The sequence below is a fragment of the Clostridium sp. Marseille-P3244 genome, from assembly GCF_900120155.1.
Taxonomy (GTDB): Bacteria; Bacillota; Clostridia; order Lachnospirales; family Lachnospiraceae; genus Mediterraneibacter.
On sequence record NZ_LT635549.1, the window covers coordinates 530,972 to 551,556 of the forward strand.

Sequence of the window (20,585 nt, forward strand, 5' to 3'; positions counted from 1 at the left end):
TTAAAAGGGGACAGGCACTTTTTAAAAGGTACACGGCCCCTTTTAAGAAGTACGCGTCCCTTTTAAGTATATAAGCAGCACTGATATATCTGCCGGCGACACTCCCGATATTCTGGATGCCTGGCCGATAGAAGAGGGGCGGATCTGTGTCAGTTTTTGTTTTGCTTCAATTCGCAGGCTTTTAATTGTATCATAATCAATATCTTCGGGTATTTTTTTATTTTCCATTTTCCTGAACTGTTCCACCTGACGCATCTGGCGTCTGATATAGCCGTCATATTTGATATTGATTTCTACCTGTTCTTCTACATCTTCGGGCAGATCCGGCCTGTTTTCATCTATGTCCTCAAGTTTTTTGTAACTGAGTTCGGGCCGTCGTATGAGTTCTGCGAGTGTGGTTCCTGAATTAAGGGGGGTACTGCCGCAGGAAGCCAGAAGTTTCTGCACTTTTTCCGAGGTCCCTATATTTGTTTTTTCTACGCGCTGGATCTCTTTCTGAATCTGTGATTCTTTTTTCAAAAGGTTCTGATAGCGTTCTTCGCTTATGAGTCCGATTTCATATCCGATTTTTGTAAGCCGCAGATCTGCATTATCCTGGCGCAGAAGGAGGCGGTATTCGGCGCGTGATGTCATCATCCGGTAAGGTTCATGGCTTTCTTTTGTAACCAGATCATCAATCAGCACTCCGATATATCCCTGAGAACGATCGAGAACGATCCCTTCCTTCCCCTGCAGTTTTCTGGCGGCATTGATTCCCGCCATGAGACCCTGGGCCGCGGCTTCTTCATAGCCGGAACTTCCATTAAACTGTCCTCCGCTGAACAGACCTTCAATACTTTTAAATTCCAGTGTACTCTTCAGCTGCCGGGCATCAATACAGTCGTATTCGATGGCATAGGCATTTCTCACGATCCTGGCATGTTCCAGGCCCGGAACGCTTCTGTACATGGCGTACTGGACGTCTTCCGGCAGAGAACTGGACATTCCGCCTACATACATTTCATTTGTATGGATTCCCTCAGGTTCAATGAATACCTGATGCCTGTTCTTATCCGGAAATTTAACTACTTTATCCTCAATAGAAGGGCAGTATCTGGGCCCCGTACCCTCGATGGCTCCGGAGAAAAGAGGAGAGCGGTCCAGATTCTTTCTTATGATCTCATGGGTCTTTTCTGTTGTATATGTGAGCCAGCAGGATACCTGGTCGATCTGGATATCTTCCGGATTTGTCGTGAAAGAAAAGGGGACGATCTTTTCATCGCCTTTCTGTTCCTCCATCTTTCCAAAATCAATAGAATTTCTGTCTATACGGGCAGGAGTCCCTGTTTTAAAACGATACATCTGAATCCCAAGAGCCTTCAGACTGTCCGTCAGATAGTTTGCGCTCTGAAGTCCGTTTGGGCCCGTATACGTGCTTATATCGCCATAAATGCATCTCGCCTTCAGATATGTGCCTGTACACAAAATAACGGCTCTGCAGCGGTATATAGCGCCTGAGAAGGTCTGTACACCTGTCACTCTGCCGTCTTCGGCAAGTATGTCTGTCACTTCCATCTGCCGGATATCCAGATTCTCCTGAGATTCCAGTACCTGTCTCATTGCCCTGCTGTAATCCGATTTATCCGCCTGGGCTCTTAAGGAGTGTACTGCCGGCCCTTTTGACTGGTTCAACATCTTAGATTGGATGAAGGTACGGTCAATGACCTTTCCCATTTCACCCCCCAGAGCATCTACCTCCCGGACAAGATGTCCTTTGGAACTTCCTCCGATATTTGGGTTGCAGGGCATAAGAGCGATACTGTCCACGCTGACAGTAAACACTATCGTACGAAAACCGAGCCTCGCGCAGGCCAGAGCAGCTTCACAGCCTGCATGCCCGGCACCGACAACTGCAACATCATATTCGTCTTTATTTTCCCATACAGAATTTGCTGAATATTTCATTGATTAAATCTTCTCCTGCGGACTCTCCGGTAATTTTTCCAAGGGATTCATATGCGTCCATAAGATCAATAGTATAAAAATCTTCCGGCAGAGCGTTCTCAATACTTTCAATTACCTTTTTCATACTTCCGGAGGCATCTTCCAGTGCCTGTTTCTGTCTTGCGTTTGATATATAAATCTGATTATTAAAAGAAATATTTCCGGTCAGAAACATTTCTTTTACAGCATCTTCCAGATCTTTGATCCCGTCTTCTTCCTTCGCGGATACAGAGATAACAGGGATTCCGTCCTTGATATGGCTTTTTATTTCTTCCTGTGAGACAACCATTTCCAGATCAGACTTATTCAGAAGTACAATGGTCTTTTTATTCTGGATTATTTCCAGTATCTCTTGATCATTATCATCAAGTTTTCTTGACGCGTCCACCACATAAATGATAAGGTCCGCGCTTTCCGCGTATTTTCTTGCTCTTTCTACACCGATTTTTTCTATGGTGTCTTCTGTCTGCCGGATCCCGGCTGTATCAACGACGTCAAGGGTTAAATCACCGAGATTTATCTTTTCTTCCAGAATATCTCTTGTGGTTCCTTCTATGTCTGTAACGATTGCCCTTTCATGTCCGGAAAGAACATTCAAAAGAGAAGACTTTCCTGCGTTTGGCTTTCCCACGATAACCGTACGGATTCCTTCTTTTATCACTCTGCCGTTATCTGAAGATCGGATCATCTCTTCAAGTTCCCCTATAATTTCTTCAGAAACATTTTTTAAAACGGTCCCATAACCATCTAAACTGATATGCTCCGGATCGTCAAGCGCAGATTCTATAAAAGCAGTGTTGTATATTATTTTATTTCTTATATTATTTATTTTATTTCTTATACTGCCTTTTAATTGATTCACAGAATTCTGAAGGGCATAGTCATTTTCTGAATGGATCACATCAATGACTGCTTCAGCCTGAGACAGATCCATTCTTCCATTTAAAAAGGCTCTCTTTGTAAATTCACCTGGCTCTGCCGCACGGGCCCCGTTTTTAAGGACTGTTTCCAGAACTTTCCTTACAACATAAGTTCCTCCGTGACAGTTAATCTCAACTGTATCCTCCCCTGTAAACGTGCGGGGAGCTTTCATCACCATAACAAGCACTTCATCGATCAGTCCACTGCCGTCTAAAATATGTCCATAATGGATGGTATGGCTTGCGGCATTCTTTATTAATTCTTTTCCTTTATATACCCTGTCAGCGACGGTAAAAGCATTTTCGCCACTGATTCTGACGATTCCTATCCCGGAACTTGTCATTCCGGTAGATATTGCGGCAATGGTATCTTTTTCCATTGATAAACTCCGTTTCCAGATATTACATCGAAGAAAAAGGGCGTTTAACGCCCTTTTATCATTTCTGACTATCTTTTTAATGTAACTACGACTTTCCTGTACGGTTCTTCTCCTTCACTGTGAGTCGTTACATATGGATCTGACTGCAGCGCAGAATGGATGATCCTTCTTTCATAAGGATTCATTGGCTCAAGTATAACAGGTCTCCTGGTCCTCTTGACTTTATGCGCAATATTTTTTGCCAGGTTTTTCAGCGTTTCTTCCCTTCTCGCGCGGTAATTTTCTGTATCCAGCTTTACCCTTACATATCCTGACTGATGTTTATTCGCGACTCTGTTTGCCAGATACTGGAGAGCATCAAGTGTCTGTCCTCGTTTTCCGATCAGGATCCCCATATGCTCTCCCTTCATATCTACGCAGAGAGCTCCGTCATCATCGATCGAAGATGTGATCTCCACATCCATATCCATTGCTTTTAATGTATCTTTTATAAACTGTTCTACAGCCTGTATCGTCTGATCTTCTACTTTAGCAAGGACCTGTTCTTTTCTTTCTTCTTCCGGGGCACTTTCTGTTTCTTTTTCTTCTTTCTTTTCTGTCTCCCGTTTTTCCGCGGTTTTCTCGTGCTTTTTCTTCTCTTTTCTGGGCTGGAGTGGTTCTGATTTTTTCTCGGATTCATCAGATCCGGAACCCGTTTTTTCTGCAATTTTTTCTTCTTCCGGTTCTTTTTCCTTTTTCCTCCATGCCTCGATCACGGCCTGTTTCATACCGATTCCAAGGAATCCCGCACTGCCTTTTTCGATCACTTCATATTCCAGTCTGTCACTTGTGACTCCCAGCTGGATCAATGCTTCTGTAATCGCATCATCCAATGTTTTCGCTGATACCCTGATACTATCCTTCATCCTCTATTCCTTCCTTTCTCATATGCAGTCCATCATATGATCTGCCAGGACAGACAGTTACTTTTTCTTTTTGTCTTGTGCTTTATCCTCCGGTTCTTTTTCTGCATTACCTGATGCAGGTTTCTCTGTCTTGTTCCCACTGTTATATCTGCTTACGAGATTAGCCTTTGAGGTCAGGCTTCCCGGTTTTGCATTCTGTGCCAACTGCTGCGCCCTCTGGATTTTTTCTTCCTTTTCAGCTTCAGCCTTCTTACTATTTGATCTGGCCGTATTACCTACATTTCTTGTACTTGTTGTGGCCATCTTATTAATCTCTTTTGCGGAAGCACCTTTTTTCTCACGCTTCTTCTGTGCTTTCTTCCTGTTTTCCTCAATGATATCCTCAACACTCTTTTTCTTCAGATATTTATTCACACACAGCTGCTGAATACTTCGGACCACCGCGCTGACAACCCAGTAAAGTCCAAGTCCGGCCGGAAGAGTGAAACCAAATACAACTGAGATCAGCGGCATTGTATAGGTCATCGTCTTCATAGAATTGACCATCGGATTATCAGAATCATTCAAAGCCGCGCCGGTAGAACCCATCTGCGTAAGTTTTACACTGATAAACTGTGTCAGACCCGCAAGTACAGGGATCAGTATGGCAAGAATAATCCCTACGATGGATGCGGCCGCGAAAGCGTCTTTTAACATTTCCCAGGGATGTGATCCTATATCGATCCCGAGAAAATTATTAAGATGCGAAATTTGATTCATTGTCGAATGCGCGACACTTTCGAGATTCGGCATCTTGTCGATCAGAGCTTCCCATGTAGAATTCTGGAACCGGTACAGCACCTCGATCAGTTGTCCTGGATTGGAATAATCAGGACTTCCGATAGCTATTCCTTTCGCAACTTCTTCCATGATTCCCTGATATCCTGATGTAGCCTGTATTCCATCTACAAGAGGAAGATATACATTTCTGACTTTTGTTACATAATCCGGAATATACTGAACAACCGGATAAAGACCAAACAGGATCAGGATCTGGAGAAGAGAAGGGAGACATCCGCTGGACATCTTAACACCGTATTTCTCATACACCATGTTCATTTCGTCCTGCTGTTTCTGCATGGACACCTGATCTCTTTTATTTGCGTATTTTTTCTGGATCTTCTGGATCTCAGGCTGCAGTACAGTCTGCATCTTCGAGAATTTCTGCTGCTTGATCGTAAGAGGCATCAGAAGCATATAAACGATAACTGTAAATATGATGATACAGATACCGATATTTTCTATGCCGATCGAACTCATTACATTATAGATTCCATTCATAACCTGGCCGAGCAGCCATGAAATCTGTTTGATCACCGGCCAGTTATAAATTCCGCTGGCAGCCAAAAGCCCGTATAATTCCATTGCTTGTCCTCCTTAGGGTACCGGATCATATCCGCCTTTTGAAAATGGATTGCAGCGCAGGATCCTCCACAGGGCAAGCATTCCTCCCTTTAAGGCTCCATATTTTTCAATCGCCTCAATTCCGTACTGGGAACAGGTAGGGTAATATTTACACGTACTGTACCCTTTCATACCGGATAAATACTTTCTGTAAAAACGGATCATCCATAACAGGATATGTTTCATCCGCGCCACTTCCTTTATTTATATATCTTATGAAGTCTTCCCAGATGGACAAGTGCACTCTCAATATCACGATAACTTTTTCCTTTTGCACTTTTTCTCGCAATCACTATTATATCATATCCACTCTGGAAATGTTCTTCTGACAGTCTGTAACTTTCTCTGATCAGCCGCGTCAGACGATGTCTGACAACACTGTTTCCAACTTTTTTACTGACCGAAATACCTATTTTGTTTTTGTCAAGCCCGTTATCCAGTACGTACATTACCAGATAACTGTTGGCGAAGGATTTTCCTTTATTATAAACGTTCTGAAAATCTTTTGTCTTCTTTAAAGATTCGGAAAATCTCATCAAAATCTCTTCCTTAATTTCTTTTTATCCCTGCTTTTGGCAGGGATTTAAATAAAGCTGAATAGAAGAAAAGGCCACATATCTGCGGCCTAAGCTGATAACTGTTTTCTTCCTTTTGCTCTTCTGGCAGCTAAAACTTTTCTTCCGCCCGGTGTGCTCATTCTTGCTCTGAAGCCATGAACTTTAGATCTTGATCTTTTCTTTGGCTGAAATGTCATCTTCATCCCCGATACACCTCCCTTTATCTGATATACTTTATTAAAAAGCAATCACAATAATTAACATTTTTTTAAGTATCCTTTTTCTGAAAAGACACTGCTCTTAATTATAGTTAAAAAATCGGTATAAGTCAAGTAAAATCAAGGGTTTTATATGCAAATATTTATCCACACTCCTGATAAAAAAGAAAAACTTTGTGGATAACCTGTTCATAAGTAAAAAATAAAATGTAGATAAAAATTATTTTTCCAGATAAGACTTTATATTTCAAAGTCTGAAACTGTGAACAAAGTTATACACATTATTTTCCGTTGATTAAGGCCTCCTTTTGATGTAAAATGTAGTGGAGAGAGTCTGCCTTAACCTCTCTTTATTCTTAAAAGATCAGGAGTTACTTTCGATGAACATTGTAGAACAAAACTGGGACCGGATATTAGAGAAAATGAAACTTGAATACTGCTCATCCAATATTTCTTATAATACCTGGATTGCGCCTCTTACCGTATATGAAGTCAAAGACAATACCGTATATATCCTTGTAAAATTAAGAGCAAGTCTTGAACATATTGAGGAAAAATATCTTCTTCCTTTCAGAGTTTGTATCGCGGAAGTAACCGGAATTGAATATGAAGTTGCCTTTGTAACTGACAGCCAGGCAGTGATACAGGAAAAACAGGAAAACACTGCTAAGAAGAACCGTGCCAACGCTGTATTTGAAAAAGCCAACTTAAATCCGAAATATACATTTGACACTTTTGTAGTAGGCAGCAATAACAATTTTGCTCATGCCGCCTCACTTGCCGTTGCGGAATCTCCGGGTGAAGTTTACAATCCTCTTTTTATATACGGAGGAGTAGGACTTGGGAAAACTCATCTTATGCATTCCATCGCCCACTTTATCCTTAGCAACGACCCTACAAAGCAGGTTTTATATGTCACAAGCGAGACATTTACAAATGAGCTGATCGACGCTCTCAAAGCCGGTAAGACAGGAAGCGAGCTGGCCATGACAAAGTTCCGTGAAAAATACCGGAACAATGATGTTCTTTTGATTGACGATATCCAGTTCATTATAGGAAAAGAGAGTACACAGGAAGAATTTTTCCACACATTTAACCAGCTGCACGTATCCGGAAAACAGATCATCATATCCAGTGACAAGCCTCCTAAAGATATCGAGACTCTGGAGGCCAGGCTCAGAACCCGTTTTGAATGGGGTCTCATCGCTGATATTTCTTCTCCGGATTACGAGACAAGAATGGCTATATTAAGGAAAAAAGAAGAACTGGACGGACTGGAACGATACCATATTCCGGATGATGTAATGGAATATATCGCCAATAATATTAAATCAAATATCCGTGAACTGGAAGGTTCTCTTAATAAACTGGTGGCGCTGTCCAATCTGGAAAATCGTCCCATTGATATTCCTCTGGCCGCGGAAGCTCTGAAAGATATGATATCCCCTGACAGCAACCGTCCGGTTACGCCGGAACTTATCATTGATATCGTATCAGAGCATTTCAATATTCCTGTAGCAGAATTAAAAGGAAAAAAGAGAAATGCCGAGATTGTTCTTCCCAGACAGATTGTGATGTATCTGTGCAGGATGCTGACAGATACTCCTTTGAAAGCCATAGGCGCATTTCTCGGGGGAAAAGATCACGCGTCTGTAAATCATGGGGTTAAAAAAATTGAAAATGAGCTGAAAACAGATGAAGCGCTTAACAACACCGTCAATATTATAAAAAAGAAGATCAATCCATTATAGATCTGTAAATCTTTTCATAAATAAAAGAATCTGAATACGATGTTGATAAATGTGTTGAAATGATGTGAAATAAAATGTGAAGAAGTTTCCGTAAAATAAAATCTATTTTTTACCAAAGACTTATACCCACATTTTCTTCATATAAACATCACAGAATACACAGACTTTTCAGTACCCGAAAGCTTATATTTTAACGGGGTTTGAAGCAGTTATTAACTTATTCACATCCCCTAATATTAAGAATACGGAATTGCTTTATATCAATATACATACCGCACTTCCGGCTGAATTTTCCACACACCAAGAAAGGAGTCAATCGTATGAAAATCATATGTACGAAATCAAATCTCGCAAAAGGAGCAAGTATTGTCTCAAAGGCAGTTCCTTCAAAAACTACAATGCCTATTCTTGAATGTATTCTGATCGACGCTTCTACAGACGTGATCAAACTGACCGCGAATGATATGGAACTGGGAATAGAGACATCGATCAACGGAGAGATCATTGAAAGAGGAATCGTCGCGTTAAACGCCAGGATCTTTTCCGATATTGTAAGAAAGCTTCCGGACAGTGAGATCACCATTGAGACTCAGGGAGACAGTCAGGCGCTCATAACATGCGAAAAAGCAAAATTCAATATTGCTTCACAGCCGGGAGATGATTTTTCCTATCTGCCCGCGGTTGAGAAAGATGATTTTATCACAGTATCAGAATTTACTTTGAAAGAAGTGATCCGTCAGACAATCTTTTCTATCGCGGACAGTGATACAAATAAGATGATGACAGGAGAACTTTTTGAGATTGAGGACAATATTCTGAAAGTAGTTTCACTGGACGGACACAGGATCTCTATCAGAAAGATCGAACTGAAGGATTCCTATGCGCCTAAAAAGGTCATAGTTCCTGGAAAAACACTTCAGGAGATCAGCAAGATCATCGGAGGAGAAGCGGAGTCAGACGTAGATATATCTTTTACAAAAAATCATATCGTTTTTGAGTTTGACAGAACCGTGGTTGTATCAAGACTCATAGAAGGAGAATATTTCAGGATCGATCAGATGCTCTCAAGTGATTATGAAACAAAAGTAAGGATAAACAAGAGAGAACTTCTGGACTGTATTGACCGCGCGACTCTGCTTATCAAAGAAGGAGATAAAAAGCCTATTATTATTGATATCAGGGATGAATCTATGGAATTTAAGATCAAATCACAGATCGGATCCATGGATGAGGAAATTATGTGTGTGAAAGAAGGAAAAGACCTGCTTATTGGATTTAATCCCAAGTTTCTGATCGATGCTTTGAGGGTTATCGATGATGAAGAAGTTGATCTTTATTTCATGAATCCGAAAGCTCCGTGCTTTATCAAGGATGAGGCTCAGAGTTATGTTTATCTGATCCTTCCTGTGAATTTTAACGCGGCGGTGTAAACGATCGTTTTGAACTTATAAGGAGCAGATAGATGGAAATGTTTCAGTTAAGAGCCGAAGAAGGATTCATCCGGCTCGGACAGGTTTTAAAAGCATCCGGGATCGCGGATTCCGGAGCTGAGGCAAAGCAGATCATACAGAGTGGAGAAGTATGTGTCAATGGTGAGATCGAGACCAGGAGAGGAAGAAAACTCTATAAAGGTGATATTCTCTCCTTCGGCGGCAGAGAGATAGAGATGGAATGACTCTCTTTGGATTGAAAAAAAAGCAAAAAAAGTGTAAAATAGATTAGATGGGAAAGTTATGGTAATCAAATCTCTGAAACTGAAAAATTACAGAAATTATGATCTGCTGCAGATGAAATTTGATCCTGACACCAATATTCTGTATGGAGATAATGCCCAGGGAAAGACAAATATCCTTGAGGCACTTTATCTGTCAGGGACAACGAAATCACACAGAGGGACAAAGGACAGAGACATCATACAGTTCGGATATGAAGAATCCCATATAGAGACTGTTGTTGAAAAGAGGGGAGTTGATTTTCAGATCGATATGCATCTGAAAAAGAACAGTCCGAAAGGAATCGCGATCGATAAAGTTCCTTTGAGACGTGCAAGCGAATTGTTTGGAATTGTTTATTTTGTGTTTTTTTCTCCGGAAGATCTCAACATCATAAAAGAAGGGCCTTCCGGCAGAAGAAGATTTATTGATCTGGAATTGTCACAGCTTGACAAAATATATCTCAGCAACCTTTCAAATTACAATCGGGTTATCAATCAGAGAAATTCCTTGCTAAAAGACATATACGGACAGAAAAATCTTATTGAAACTCTGGATATATGGGATATGCAGCTTGCGTCATATGGAGAAAAAATACGGGAAAGAAGAAAAAAATTTATAGAAGAAATAAACAAAATAATTTCTGATATACATTTTAAGTTAACCGGAGGAAAAGAACATATCTTTTTATCATATGAAGAAAATACAGGAAATATGACTCTTGAAGAGGCTCTGAAAAAAAACAGAGAACGAGATATCCGGATGAAGAGTACGACGTCCGGGCCTCACAGGGATGATATCTGTTTTACTGTTGAAAACAGGACCGGAGAAAGAAAAATAGATATAAGAAGATTCGGATCTCAGGGACAGCAGAGGACTGCGGCCCTTTCGCTGAAACTGTCCGAGATCGAACTTGTAAAAAGTGTGATCGGAGATACACCGATCCTGCTTCTTGACGATGTTTTGTCTGAACTGGACAAACACCGGCAAAACTATTTACTGGACAGTATCCATGACATACAGACGATAATCACATGTACCGGACTGGATGAATTTGTTGATCACAGATTTTCTATCAACAAGATATTTCATATCAAAAACGGACATGCGGCAAATGCGAATTAGGAGGTTATTAAATGGGCGCATCAAGTACAGAATTTGACGCTGAATACGGAGCGGACCAGATCCAGATACTGGAGGGACTGGAGGCAGTAAGAAAAAGACCGGGTATGTATATCGGAAGTACTTCATCCAGAGGACTCCATCATCTGGTATACGAGATCGTGGACAATTCAGTAGACGAGGCTCTGGCCGGATACTGTAATGAGATCCAGGTAGATATCAATAAAGATAATTCAGTTACCGTGCAGGACAACGGAAGAGGTATCCCTGTGGGAATCAACCATAAGGCCGGACTTCCGGCAGTGGAAGTGGTTTTTACAGTGCTTCACGCAGGCGGAAAATTCGGCGGTGGAGGATACAAAGTGTCAGGAGGTCTTCACGGTGTGGGAGCTTCTGTTGTGAATGCGCTTTCCGAGTGGCTTGAAGTGGAGATCTGTCATGAAGGAAAAGTCTACAAACAGAGATATGAGCGGGGAAAAGTTATTTATAAATTAAAAGTAACAGGAGAATGTGAGCCGGATAAAACAGGAACAAAAGTAACTTTTTACCCGGATAAAGAAATCTTTGACGATATTGTTTTTGATTATGATACATTAAAACAACGGTTCCGGGAAATGGCATTTCTTACGAAAGGGCTCAGGATCGTCTTAAGAGACTTGAGGGGAGACGAAGTCCGGGAGCATACATTTCATTATGAGGGCGGAATCAAGGAATTTGTAACATATCTGAACCGGAGCAAGACACCGCTCTATGATCAGATTATTTACTGTGAAGGCATGAAAGACGGTGTAGCTGTCGAGATCGCCATGCAGCACAATGATTCCTACAGTGATAATACGTATGGATTTGTAAACAATATTACGACTCCGGAAGGAGGAACACATGTAGAAGGTTTCCGGAGCGCTCTGACAAAGACATTTAACGACTATGCTAGAAAGAATAAACTGCTGAAGGACAGCGAGCCCAATCTTTCCGGTGAGGATATCCGGGAAGGCCTTACCGCGATCATCAGTGTAAAGATCGAGGATCCGCAGTTTGAAGGACAGACAAAACAAAAGCTTGGAAACAGTGAGGCAAGAGGCGCTGTTAACGCGATCTTAAGCTCACAGCTGGAGATATTCCTGGAGCAGAATCCGGCTGTAGGAAAAGTCACCATTGAAAAATCAGTGATGGCTCAGAGAGCCAGGGAGGCGGCCAGAAAAGCAAGAGATCTCACAAGGAGAAAATCAGCTCTTGACAGTACATCTCTTCCCGGAAAGCTTGCGGACTGTTCAGATAAGAATCCGGAAAACTGTGAGATCTATATTGTTGAGGGAGATTCTGCCGGCGGTTCCGCAAAGACTGCAAGAGACAGAGCAACACAGGCGATCCTGCCGCTTCGTGGAAAAATTTTAAATGTAGAGAAAGCACGGCTGGATAAAATATACGGAAACGCGGAGATCAAGGCAATGATCACGGCCTTCGGCACAGGGATCCATGAAGATTTTGATATTTCAAAACTGAGATATCATAAGATTATCATCATGACGGACGCCGATGTGGACGGCGCTCATATCAGTACATTATTATTGACATTTTTGTATCGTTTTATGCCTGATCTGATAAAAGAAGGATATGTTTATATGGCTCAGCCACCGTTGTATAAACTGGAAAAAAATAAAAAAGTATGGTACGCATACAGCGATGAAGAGTTGAACGAGATTCTTCTGGAAGTGGGAAGAGACAGTAATAATAAGATACAGAGATATAAAGGTCTGGGAGAAATGGATGCGGAACAGCTCTGGGAGACAACCATGGATCCAGAACACCGGATCCTGCTCAAAGTCACTATGGATGAAGAAACATCATCTGAGCTTGATCTCACTTTTACTACTCTGATGGGAGACAAAGTCGAACCAAGACGTGAATTTATCGAAGAAAACGCAAAATTTGTAAAAAATCTGGATATATAGCACTTAACAGCGACGGGCCGATGCTCCCGTAAGGCAGAAATCGAGTTTACTCGAATTTCTGCTTTTAAGGGAGCGGAAGAAGCCGGAACCGGTGAGAAACCGAAGGTTTTAGAACTGGGACGGAGCGGAGCAAAAACAAAAGGAGATAAAGCATGGAAGATAATATTTTTGATAAAGTTCATGAGGTCGACTTAAAAAAGACAATGGAGACTTCCTATATTGATTATGCCATGAGCGTGATCGCGGCGAGAGCTCTTCCTGATGTAAGGGACGGCCTCAAACCTGTCCAGCGGAGAATCCTTTACTCTATGATCGAGCTGAATAACGGACCGGATAAGCCCCACAGAAAGTGTGCGCGTATCGTCGGTGATACAATGGGTAAATATCATCCTCACGGTGACAGTTCTATTTATGGAGCTTTAGTCAATCTGGCTCAGGAATGGTCCACCAGGTACCCACTTGTAGACGGACATGGGAACTTTGGTTCCGTAGACGGGGACGGCGCAGCGGCTATGCGTTATACAGAAGCTCGTCTTAGCAAAATTTCCATGGAAATGACTGCGGATATCAATAAAGATACGGTTGATTTTGCTCCAAACTTTGATGAGACAGAAAAAGAGCCGACCGTTCTGCCTTCCAGATTTCCTAACCTGCTTGTAAACGGAACTTCCGGAATAGCTGTTGGCATGGCGACCAATATTCCGCCTCATAATTTAAAAGAAGTGATCGGCGCGGTTGTGAAAATCATCGATGATCAAATTGAGGATAAAGAAGAGACTGCCATCGAAGAAATTCTGCAGATCATTAAAGGACCTGATTTTCCGACAGGAGCTGAGATCCTTGGAACAAGAGGAATCGAAGAAGCTTATAGAACAGGACGCGGCAAGATCAGGGTCAGGGCAGTCACAAATATCGAGCCTATGCAGAACGGAAAGAACAGGATCATCGTAACAGAGCTTCCGTTCATGGTAAATAAAGCAAGACTGATCGAGAAAATAGCAGAACTTGTAAGAGACAAAAAGATTGACGGAATCACGGATCTTAGCGATCAGTCAAACAGAGAAGGAATGAGGATCTGTATTGAGCTGCGCCGTGATGTAAATCCAAACGTCATTTTAAATCAGCTTTATAAGCATACACAGCTTCAGGATACATTCGGTGTAATCATGCTGGCTCTTGTAAACAATCAGCCGAAAGTCATGAATATTCTGGAGATGCTGAATTATTATCTTCAGCATCAGGAAGAAGTCGTCACAAGAAGGACGAAGTATGACCTGAATAAGGCGGAAGAAAGAGCGCATATCCTGCAGGGACTTTTAATCGCGCTTGATAATATCGATGAAGTAATCAAGATTATCCGGGGTTCCAGAAATGTTCAGATTGCCAAGTCAGAATTGATGGAAAGATTTGAACTCTCGGACGCGCAGGCACAGGCTATTGTGGATATGCGTCTCAGGGCTCTCACCGGTCTGGAGAGAGAGAAGATCGAGGCTGAATATGCCGAACTCATGAAGAAGATCGAAGAGTACAGAGCGATTCTTGGGGACCGGAAGCTTCTTCTGGGAGTGATCAAAAAAGAAATTCTCGCGATTTCAGAAAAGTATGGAGATGAGAGACGGACCCATATCGGATATGATGAATTTGACATCTCAATGGAAGACCTGATCCCGCGAGAAAATGTAGTCATAACAGTCACAAATATGGGCTATATCAAGAGGATGAGCATGGATACCTTTAAGAGCCAGAACCGCGGCGGCAAGGGGATCAAAGGAATGCAGACTCTGGAAGACGACTTCATCAGAGAACTGTTTATTACGACCAGCCATCATTACATTATGTTCTTTACAAATAAAGGGCGTGTGTACAGACTGAAAGCGTATGAAATTCCAGAAGCGGGCAGGACTGCCAGAGGAACAGCTATTATCAACCTGCTTCAGCTCATGCCGGAGGAAAAGATAACAGCTACCATACCGATCAAAGAATATGAAGACGGAAAGTATCTGTTTATGGCAACCCGCAGAGGCCTGGTAAAGAAGACGCCGATCCGGGAGTACATGAATGTAAGAAAGACAGGACTTGCAGCTATTGTGCTCAGAGAGGATGATCTTCTGATCGAGGTAAAGGTGACAGACGACGAACAAGATATCCTTCTCGTTACCAGATATGGACAGTGTATCCGGTTCAGAGAGACAGATGTGAGGTCTACCGGAAGAGTTTCCATGGGTGTCCGGGGAATGAATTTAGGTGATAATGACGAAGTGATCGGAATGCAGATGAGCAGTCAGGGAAAAGACATGCTTATCGTATCTGAAAAAGGAATGGGCAAACGCACCAATATGGATGAATTTACAAGGCAGAACCGCGGCGGCAAGGGTGTGAAATGCTATAAGATCACAGAAAAGACCGGAAATGTAGTCGGAATGAAAGCTGTGGATGAAGACAGTGAGATTATGATCATCAACACAGAAGGGATCATCATCCGTATGAAGTGCTCGGATATCTCACAGTATGGCAGGATCACTTCCGGAGTAAAACTGATCAACCTTCCGGAAACAGACACAGTAGCCAGCGTGGCAAAAGTAAGAAAGGCTTCCGCAGAGATCGACGGAGAACAGGTTGAGATCAGTGAAGAAGCAAAAGAAGATGAAGTAGGATTATAATAAATCTCGATTAAAAAGGGTATGTTTTGATTCTTAAAATTAAAGCATACTCTTTTATTATATTTTATAATGTTGTTGGATAAACAGATCAGGATGATGAAAAGGCTGTGAAAAATCAGGAAATTCATATGGATATCTCAGAATGGACAATACAAAGTATGTGGATAATTCTTGTTCTGTGTAAAGGAATAAAAGATATCTTTTCAGAATATGATAGATTATAACCCCGGGATAAAGGGAGCGGTAAATTTGGGAAAAAAGGCTGCGGCTGCAGTGGTCAATTTTTTTATACGAGCGGCGGTAGGGATGGCACTGATTTTTTTTATCAATCAGTATGTGATCCCGCCTGATTCTTCAATTAATGTGGGACTGAACGCTGTGTCCTTTTTGACATCCGGAAGCCTTGGAATTCCAGGGGTCGGACTGCTTTATGGGATTGTTTGCTATCAGATTTTGTGATATTTTTACAAAAATCGGCGGATTTAAATTTTGCTCTGGACAAAATAAAATCCGCCGTTTATAATGCGTCTTACACGGCAGAACTCAACTGCCAGACACCGCTTTTTAGAGGGACAGCGCGGTGTGTCATAAAGCCGGATGAGGGAGGATATTCCGGCGGTCATAATCTTTATTCACGCTGCAGAGTTTCGCGGCAAAATTCAGATCATGTCAGAAAAGAAAAATAAAAGTATATCAGGGAATTTCGTTGTCTGTGATATACAGGAAGAATACGCGGATCATCTTTTTGAGATCCTGACAGAGTATTTTGCGGGGCAATATCAGTTCCATCTTTTTCACAACACGGACAGGATGTCAGAGTTTCTCAGTGCATCAGAGGCGGAAGTCCTGCTGATCGGGGAGGAATGTATCTGCAAGTCTTTGTTGGAACAGGTAAAAGGGAATCTGTTTATCTTGACCGGGAGACCAAAGAGAAAAGAAAAGGACGGGATTGACAGTGAGAGTGTAACGGGAATTATCTGCTATCCGATTTTCCGGTATCAGTCTGCAGATCAGATCCTTCTGGACATTCGGAAAGGACTTGGGTGGACAGATTTCGATCCTACGGATCTTTTGAAAACTGCCGGGAGGAACAAGAAAGGATCGGAAAAGGTATCCCAGGTCCGGCGTGAGGGGGAAAAGAAACCACGGATCCGCGGGGATCCCGGACTGCGGGGATTAATCGGAGTCTATTCCCCTGTGCACAGGATCGGTAAGACCAGGTTTGCGATCCGACTGGGAGAAAAAGCGGCACAACATCTGCCCGTACTCTACCTCAATCTGGAAGGATATTCAGGACGTGGACATTATTTTCCGGACGGACCATCCCGGGATCTGGGAGATCTTCTGTATTGTGCGAAGCAGGATCTGAAAGATCATGGTCTCAGGATCAGTACCATGGCCGGACAGTTCAAAGGGCTGGACTATATTATGCCCATGGGAAATGAACCGGATTTAAGAGAAATAAAGAAGGAGGAATGGATCCGTCTGATAGATATGATCCTGGAAAAATGTATCTATGAAACAGTTATCCTTGATCTTGGAGACTGTGTTGACGGTCTGTATGAAATCCTTCGAAAATGCGAAAGGGTATATACACCTTACATTACGGACAGGATTTCTGTGGCAAAACTGGAACAATATGAACAGAATCTGAAAGATGCCGGATACAGCGATGTCCTGCGGCGGACAGTGCGCAGAAGAATGGACAGTGCGGACCATAGAAGAAAGGCGGAGCTGGATAGTGAAAAAGACCGAACGATTGTATGAACAGGTTCTGGAACGTCTGGATATGGCGAGGGAGACCGGGGAGGAAGAACTTCAGGAAATTATCCGGGAAGTGCTGGAGGAAGCCCGGAGAAAAGAATTTTTTTCTTTGAGCGAGAAGATCCGTCTTGGCCGGGAACTGTTCAATGCTTTTCGAAGACTGGATATCCTGCAGGATCTGATCGAGGATAACGCAGTCACAGAGATCATGGTAAACGGGACGGAAAATATTTTTTATGAAAAGGAAGGCAGACTTTTCCGGTCCGAACGGAGATTTCCTTCAGAAGACAGACTTTTTGACGTGATCCAGCAGATAGCAGGAGAAGCCGACCGGTATGTCAATGAGGCATCACCTGTGGTGGATGCCCGCCTTCCGGACGGATCACGGGTCAACGTAGTCTTAAAGCCTGTGGCAGTGAACGGCCCTGTTCTGACAATAAGGAAGTTTCCGTCAGAAGCCATTACAATGGGACATCTGGTGTCCATAGAAAGCCTTACAGATGAGGCGGCAGAGATGATAAAAAAGCTGGTGCGTTCCAGATACAATATTTTTATAAGTGGAGGCACAGGGGCCGGAAAGACTACATTTTTAAACGCCATGTCCGATTTTATCCCAAAAGATGAACGGATCATCACGATCGAGGACAACGCGGAACTTCAGATACAGGGTCTTGAGAACCTCGTACGGCTGGAGGCAAGAAATCCCAATCCCGAGGGGGAAGGAGCTGTGACAATACGCGATCTGATCAGAGCAGCTCTCAGGATGCGGCCGGACAGGATCATAGTAGGAGAAGTCAGAGGGGAGGAGACAGTGGATATGATATCATCTGCCATGTTAAACGGCCACAGCGGATCCATGTCCACCGGACATGCCAACAATCCGGGTGATATGCTCCGCCGGCTGGAGACCATGATGATGATGGGGATCGATCTGCCGCTTCAGGCTATCCAGAGACAGATCGCGTCGGCTCTGGACATTATCATCCATCTGGGAAGACTTCGGGACAGGAGCAGGCGGGTACTTCAGATCGAAGAGGTGACAGGCTGGGATCCCTCCGGGATCCAAACCCGGACATTATATGAATTCAGAGAGGAGGGAAGAAAAGATGAAAAGATCAAAGGACGCCTTATGAAGGTGGGTGAGATTGAGAACAGGGGGAAACTTATGGCTGCAGGATATCAGGAAATCTGAGATTGTTGTGGGAATTGCAAAGACGACGGGAATCTTTCTTCTGATGCTTTATATATTTTATGAGTCTCTTCTGCCGGGAGCAGTTTTGTTTCCAATCTGGTTTTTGTATTTCAGAGAATGGCTGAAAGATCTTTCAAGAAAAAAGGAGCAGGAGTTCCGGATACAGTTCCGGGACAGTATCCAGGCCATGTCAACAGCACTGAAAGCAGGTTGCTCTGTGGAGCATGCGATCCGTGAAGCAGGCAAGGATCTGAGCGCGCTCTATGGAAAGGGGACCAGGATACGCAGAGAATATGAAAGGATGTCTCATCAGCTCGATCTGAAAATGGCGGCAGGCAGTGTTCTGGAAGACTTTGCAGAACGAACCGGTCTGGAAGATGTGGAAAATTTTGTCCGCGTATTTGCGTCGGCAAAGAAAAGTGGAGGGGACAGTATTGCCATTATAAGAAACGCAGTCAGGATCATAAGCGGGAAGATTGATACAGAGAAAGAAATCCAAACGCTGCTGGCATCCAAAAAACTGGAATTTGAGATCATGTGCGCGGTTCCTTTTGTGATCATCCTGTACATGAAGCTGACCTTTGGTGAATTTCTTTCTGTGCTGTATGACAGTACGGCGGGGACAGTGGTGATGAGTGTCTGTCTGGCTGTATATCTGGCCGCTTATCAACTGGGAAGAAAGATCACGGCGATAGAAGTTTAAAAAGAAAATCCCGGTGTCGAAGAAATGTAAAAAGAAAGAGATTGGAGATTATGGAACGAAAAACAATCAGACAGCGGATCAAATCGGACCCGGTATGGGTCAAGGCGGGAATCCTGTCAGTAATAACTGTGATATGCTTTGTCTCCGTGTATCTGCGGGACAACAGCAGGAATATTGAAACTAATGAGCAGGGACAGGAAATCCTTTCAAGAGACGGGACAGGACAGGATCGGACCCAGGAGATGACAGTGTCTATAGACGGGAGAGAAAAGAATGTGAAGATCCCGGTATCCGGCCGGCAATATGACAGCCGGGAATTAAAACAGGTATTCCAAAGCTCCGCGGACAGTCTGGATAAGCTGATACTGGGAGAAAATACAAGTCTGGATGAGGTGAGAAAGGATCTGGATCTGATCACCGAAATCCCGGATACAGGAATTTCGGTGTCATGGGAGACGGACAATTATGATGTTGTAGATATACAGGGACATTTAAATCAGGAGGATCTGGACGGAGGCGGAACAGAAGTAAAACTGACCGCGGTTATGCGGTACGGAGCCGAGCAGGCTGTTCATGAACTCTGGGTCAGAGTATTTCCGCCTCTTTTGAGCGGGGAAGAAGAACTGATGAAAGCGCTGGATGAAAGTATCAGAGAATCGGATGAAGATACCAAGACTAAAGAGTATCTGATTCTGCCCGAAACAGTCAACGGGAAAAAAGTAGTCTGGAAGTATGGGACGGAAAACAGGGCATTCGCGATCCTGGCAGCCGGAGCAGGGGCGTCCTGTATGCTGGTCGTATCGGCGGCTCAGAAAAAGAAAGAGCAGGAGAAAAAAGAGGTTCGGCAGATGAAGATAGATTATCCCGGCATTATCAATAAATTTAATCTCTATATCCGGGCGGGAATGACGATCCGCAGAGCATGGTTTCTCATAGCAGAAGATTATGAAAAAAGGAAGGGCAAAGAAAAAAGACGTGCATATGAAGAGATGATTTACACCATGCGCCAGATCCGGGACGGCCGTCCTGAGGGAGAATCTTATGAAAATTTTGGGATCCGCTGTGGAGTTCCCCCTTACAGGAAATTTGGCGCAATGTTGTCCCAGAATGTAAGAAAGGGATCAAAGGGGCTTACGGAACTCCTGGGGCGGGAGGCGGAGGAAGCATTTGAGGACCGGATCAACCTGGCAAAAAAACTGGGAGAAGAAGCAGGGACCAGACTGATGATCCCCATGTTCCTGATGCTGGCAATTGTGTTTGCCACAGTGATCGTCCCCGCGTTTTTTTCCATCCGGATCTGACGCAGTAAGAAAATTAGTAGAA

General features: G+C 43.2%; 18 protein-coding genes. 11 read left to right on the forward strand and 7 right to left on the reverse strand.

Annotated elements, in window-relative coordinates:
- Positions 1-42: 42 nt before the first annotated feature.
- The 7 genes from mnmG to rpmH form a co-directional block, all read right to left on the reverse strand.
- Entirely contained in the window at positions 43-1,944 is a 1,902-nt protein-coding gene (gene mnmG, locus BQ7367_RS04295) for a tRNA uridine-5-carboxymethylaminomethyl(34) synthesis enzyme MnmG (protein WP_072524357.1), read from the reverse strand.
- Positions 1,910-3,283 carry a tRNA uridine-5-carboxymethylaminomethyl(34) synthesis GTPase MnmE gene (mnmE, locus tag BQ7367_RS04300; protein ID WP_072524358.1) on the reverse strand — a complete coding sequence of 458 codons (1,374 nt, stop codon included), beginning with the start codon at positions 3,281-3,283 and terminating at the stop codon, positions 1,910-1,912. The genes mnmG and mnmE overlap by 35 nt, the downstream gene beginning before the upstream one ends.
- A gap of 68 nt (positions 3,284-3,351) precedes the next feature.
- On the reverse strand, positions 3,352-4,188 hold the full coding sequence (jag, locus tag BQ7367_RS04305) for an RNA-binding cell elongation regulator Jag/EloR (protein ID WP_072524359.1): 837 nt from the start codon (positions 4,186-4,188) through the stop codon (positions 3,352-3,354).
- A 57-nt stretch (positions 4,189-4,245) separates the two neighbouring features.
- Entirely contained in the window at positions 4,246-5,592 is a 1,347-nt protein-coding gene (locus BQ7367_RS04310) for a YidC/Oxa1 family membrane protein insertase (protein WP_072524360.1), read from the reverse strand.
- 12 nt (positions 5,593-5,604) lie between these two features.
- On the reverse strand, positions 5,605-5,817 hold the full coding sequence (yidD, locus tag BQ7367_RS04315; protein ID WP_072524361.1) for a membrane protein insertion efficiency factor YidD: 213 nt from the start codon (positions 5,815-5,817) through the stop codon (positions 5,605-5,607).
- 14 nt (positions 5,818-5,831) lie between these two features.
- Positions 5,832-6,167 (reverse strand): ribonuclease P protein component, encoded by a 336-nt coding sequence (gene rnpA, locus BQ7367_RS04320; protein ID WP_072524362.1) that lies wholly within the window; start codon positions 6,165-6,167, stop codon positions 5,832-5,834.
- Between the two features lie 89 nt (positions 6,168-6,256).
- Complete coding sequence (gene rpmH / locus BQ7367_RS04325; protein ID WP_004847680.1) at positions 6,257-6,391, reverse strand: 50S ribosomal protein L34; 135 nt, start codon at positions 6,389-6,391, stop codon at positions 6,257-6,259.
- A 395-nt stretch (positions 6,392-6,786) separates the two neighbouring features.
- Here rpmH and dnaA point away from each other — a divergent pair, with 395 nt between their 5' ends.
- The 11 genes from dnaA (at position 6,787) to BQ7367_RS04380 (ending at position 20,563) form a co-directional block, all read left to right on the forward strand.
- Complete coding sequence (gene dnaA, locus BQ7367_RS04330; protein WP_072524363.1) at positions 6,787-8,157, forward strand: chromosomal replication initiator protein DnaA; 1,371 nt, start codon at positions 6,787-6,789, stop codon at positions 8,155-8,157.
- Positions 8,158-8,477: 320 nt separating this feature from the next.
- A complete protein-coding gene (gene dnaN, locus BQ7367_RS04335) occupies positions 8,478-9,587 on the forward strand; it encodes a DNA polymerase III subunit beta (RefSeq protein WP_072524364.1) in 1,110 nt (369 codons plus the stop codon).
- A 32-nt stretch (positions 9,588-9,619) separates the two neighbouring features.
- Positions 9,620-9,832 carry an RNA-binding S4 domain-containing protein gene (locus BQ7367_RS04340; protein WP_072524365.1) on the forward strand — a complete coding sequence of 71 codons (213 nt, stop codon included), beginning with the start codon at positions 9,620-9,622 and terminating at the stop codon, positions 9,830-9,832.
- Between the two features lie 58 nt (positions 9,833-9,890).
- Positions 9,891-10,994, forward strand: coding sequence for a DNA replication/repair protein RecF (recF, locus tag BQ7367_RS04345; protein WP_072524366.1), 1,104 nt, complete (start codon positions 9,891-9,893; stop codon positions 10,992-10,994).
- An 11-nt stretch (positions 10,995-11,005) separates the two neighbouring features.
- A complete protein-coding gene (gyrB, locus tag BQ7367_RS04350) occupies positions 11,006-12,943 on the forward strand; it encodes a DNA topoisomerase (ATP-hydrolyzing) subunit B (RefSeq protein ID WP_072524367.1) in 1,938 nt (645 codons plus the stop codon).
- 152 nt (positions 12,944-13,095) lie between these two features.
- Complete coding sequence (gene gyrA / locus BQ7367_RS04355; protein WP_072524368.1) at positions 13,096-15,603, forward strand: DNA gyrase subunit A; 2,508 nt, start codon at positions 13,096-13,098, stop codon at positions 15,601-15,603.
- A gap of 210 nt (positions 15,604-15,813) precedes the next feature.
- A complete protein-coding gene (locus tag BQ7367_RS04360; RefSeq protein ID WP_442855348.1) occupies positions 15,814-16,062 on the forward strand; it encodes a pro-sigmaK processing inhibitor BofA family protein in 249 nt (82 codons plus the stop codon).
- Between the two features lie 207 nt (positions 16,063-16,269).
- A complete protein-coding gene (locus BQ7367_RS04365) occupies positions 16,270-17,370 on the forward strand; it encodes a P-loop NTPase family protein (protein ID WP_200786701.1) in 1,101 nt (366 codons plus the stop codon).
- Positions 17,371-17,392: 22 nt separating this feature from the next.
- Positions 17,393-18,559 carry a TadA family conjugal transfer-associated ATPase gene (locus BQ7367_RS04370; RefSeq protein WP_442855393.1) on the forward strand — a complete coding sequence of 389 codons (1,167 nt, stop codon included), beginning with the start codon at positions 17,393-17,395 and terminating at the stop codon, positions 18,557-18,559.
- Positions 18,507-19,262 carry a type II secretion system F family protein gene (locus tag BQ7367_RS04375; RefSeq protein WP_235837543.1) on the forward strand — a complete coding sequence of 252 codons (756 nt, stop codon included), beginning with the start codon at positions 18,507-18,509 and terminating at the stop codon, positions 19,260-19,262. Before BQ7367_RS04370 ends, BQ7367_RS04375 begins: the two co-directional genes overlap by 53 nt.
- A 50-nt stretch (positions 19,263-19,312) precedes the next feature.
- Complete coding sequence (locus tag BQ7367_RS04380) at positions 19,313-20,563, forward strand: type II secretion system F family protein (RefSeq protein ID WP_072524371.1); 1,251 nt, start codon at positions 19,313-19,315, stop codon at positions 20,561-20,563.
- Positions 20,564-20,585 lie beyond the last annotated feature (22 nt).

Excerpts from the sequence above, each read along its gene's own strand:
- jag (WP_072524359.1), bottom strand. The coding sequence starts at position 4,188 with ATGAAGGATAGTATCAGGGTATCAGCGAAAACATTGGATGATGCGATT.
- BQ7367_RS04370 (WP_442855393.1), top strand. The coding sequence starts at position 17,393 with ATGGCGAGGGAGACCGGGGAGGAAGAACTTCAGGAAATTATCCGGGAA.
- mnmG (WP_072524357.1), bottom strand. The coding sequence starts at position 1,944 with ATGAAATATTCAGCAAATTCTGTATGGGAAAATAAAGACGAATATGAT.
- gyrA (WP_072524368.1), top strand. The coding sequence starts at position 13,096 with ATGGAAGATAATATTTTTGATAAAGTTCATGAGGTCGACTTAAAAAAG.
- recF (WP_072524366.1), top strand. The coding sequence starts at position 9,891 with ATGGTAATCAAATCTCTGAAACTGAAAAATTACAGAAATTATGATCTG.
- dnaN (WP_072524364.1), top strand. The coding sequence starts at position 8,478 with ATGAAAATCATATGTACGAAATCAAATCTCGCAAAAGGAGCAAGTATT.
- mnmE (WP_072524358.1), bottom strand. The coding sequence starts at position 3,283 with ATGGAAAAAGATACCATTGCCGCAATATCTACCGGAATGACAAGTTCC.
- dnaA (WP_072524363.1), top strand. The coding sequence starts at position 6,787 with ATGAACATTGTAGAACAAAACTGGGACCGGATATTAGAGAAAATGAAA.
- BQ7367_RS04380 (WP_072524371.1), top strand. The coding sequence starts at position 19,313 with ATGGAACGAAAAACAATCAGACAGCGGATCAAATCGGACCCGGTATGG.
- BQ7367_RS04340 (WP_072524365.1), top strand. The coding sequence starts at position 9,620 with ATGGAAATGTTTCAGTTAAGAGCCGAAGAAGGATTCATCCGGCTCGGA.
- gyrB (WP_072524367.1), top strand. The coding sequence starts at position 11,006 with ATGGGCGCATCAAGTACAGAATTTGACGCTGAATACGGAGCGGACCAG.
- rnpA (WP_072524362.1), bottom strand. The coding sequence starts at position 6,167 with ATGAGATTTTCCGAATCTTTAAAGAAGACAAAAGATTTTCAGAACGTT.
- rpmH (WP_004847680.1), bottom strand. The coding sequence starts at position 6,391 with ATGAAGATGACATTTCAGCCAAAGAAAAGATCAAGATCTAAAGTTCAT.
- BQ7367_RS04310 (WP_072524360.1), bottom strand. The coding sequence starts at position 5,592 with ATGGAATTATACGGGCTTTTGGCTGCCAGCGGAATTTATAACTGGCCG.
- BQ7367_RS04360 (WP_442855348.1), top strand. The coding sequence starts at position 15,814 with ATGATAGATTATAACCCCGGGATAAAGGGAGCGGTAAATTTGGGAAAA.
- yidD (WP_072524361.1), bottom strand. The coding sequence starts at position 5,817 with ATGAAACATATCCTGTTATGGATGATCCGTTTTTACAGAAAGTATTTA.
- BQ7367_RS04365 (WP_200786701.1), top strand. The coding sequence starts at position 16,270 with ATGTCAGAAAAGAAAAATAAAAGTATATCAGGGAATTTCGTTGTCTGT.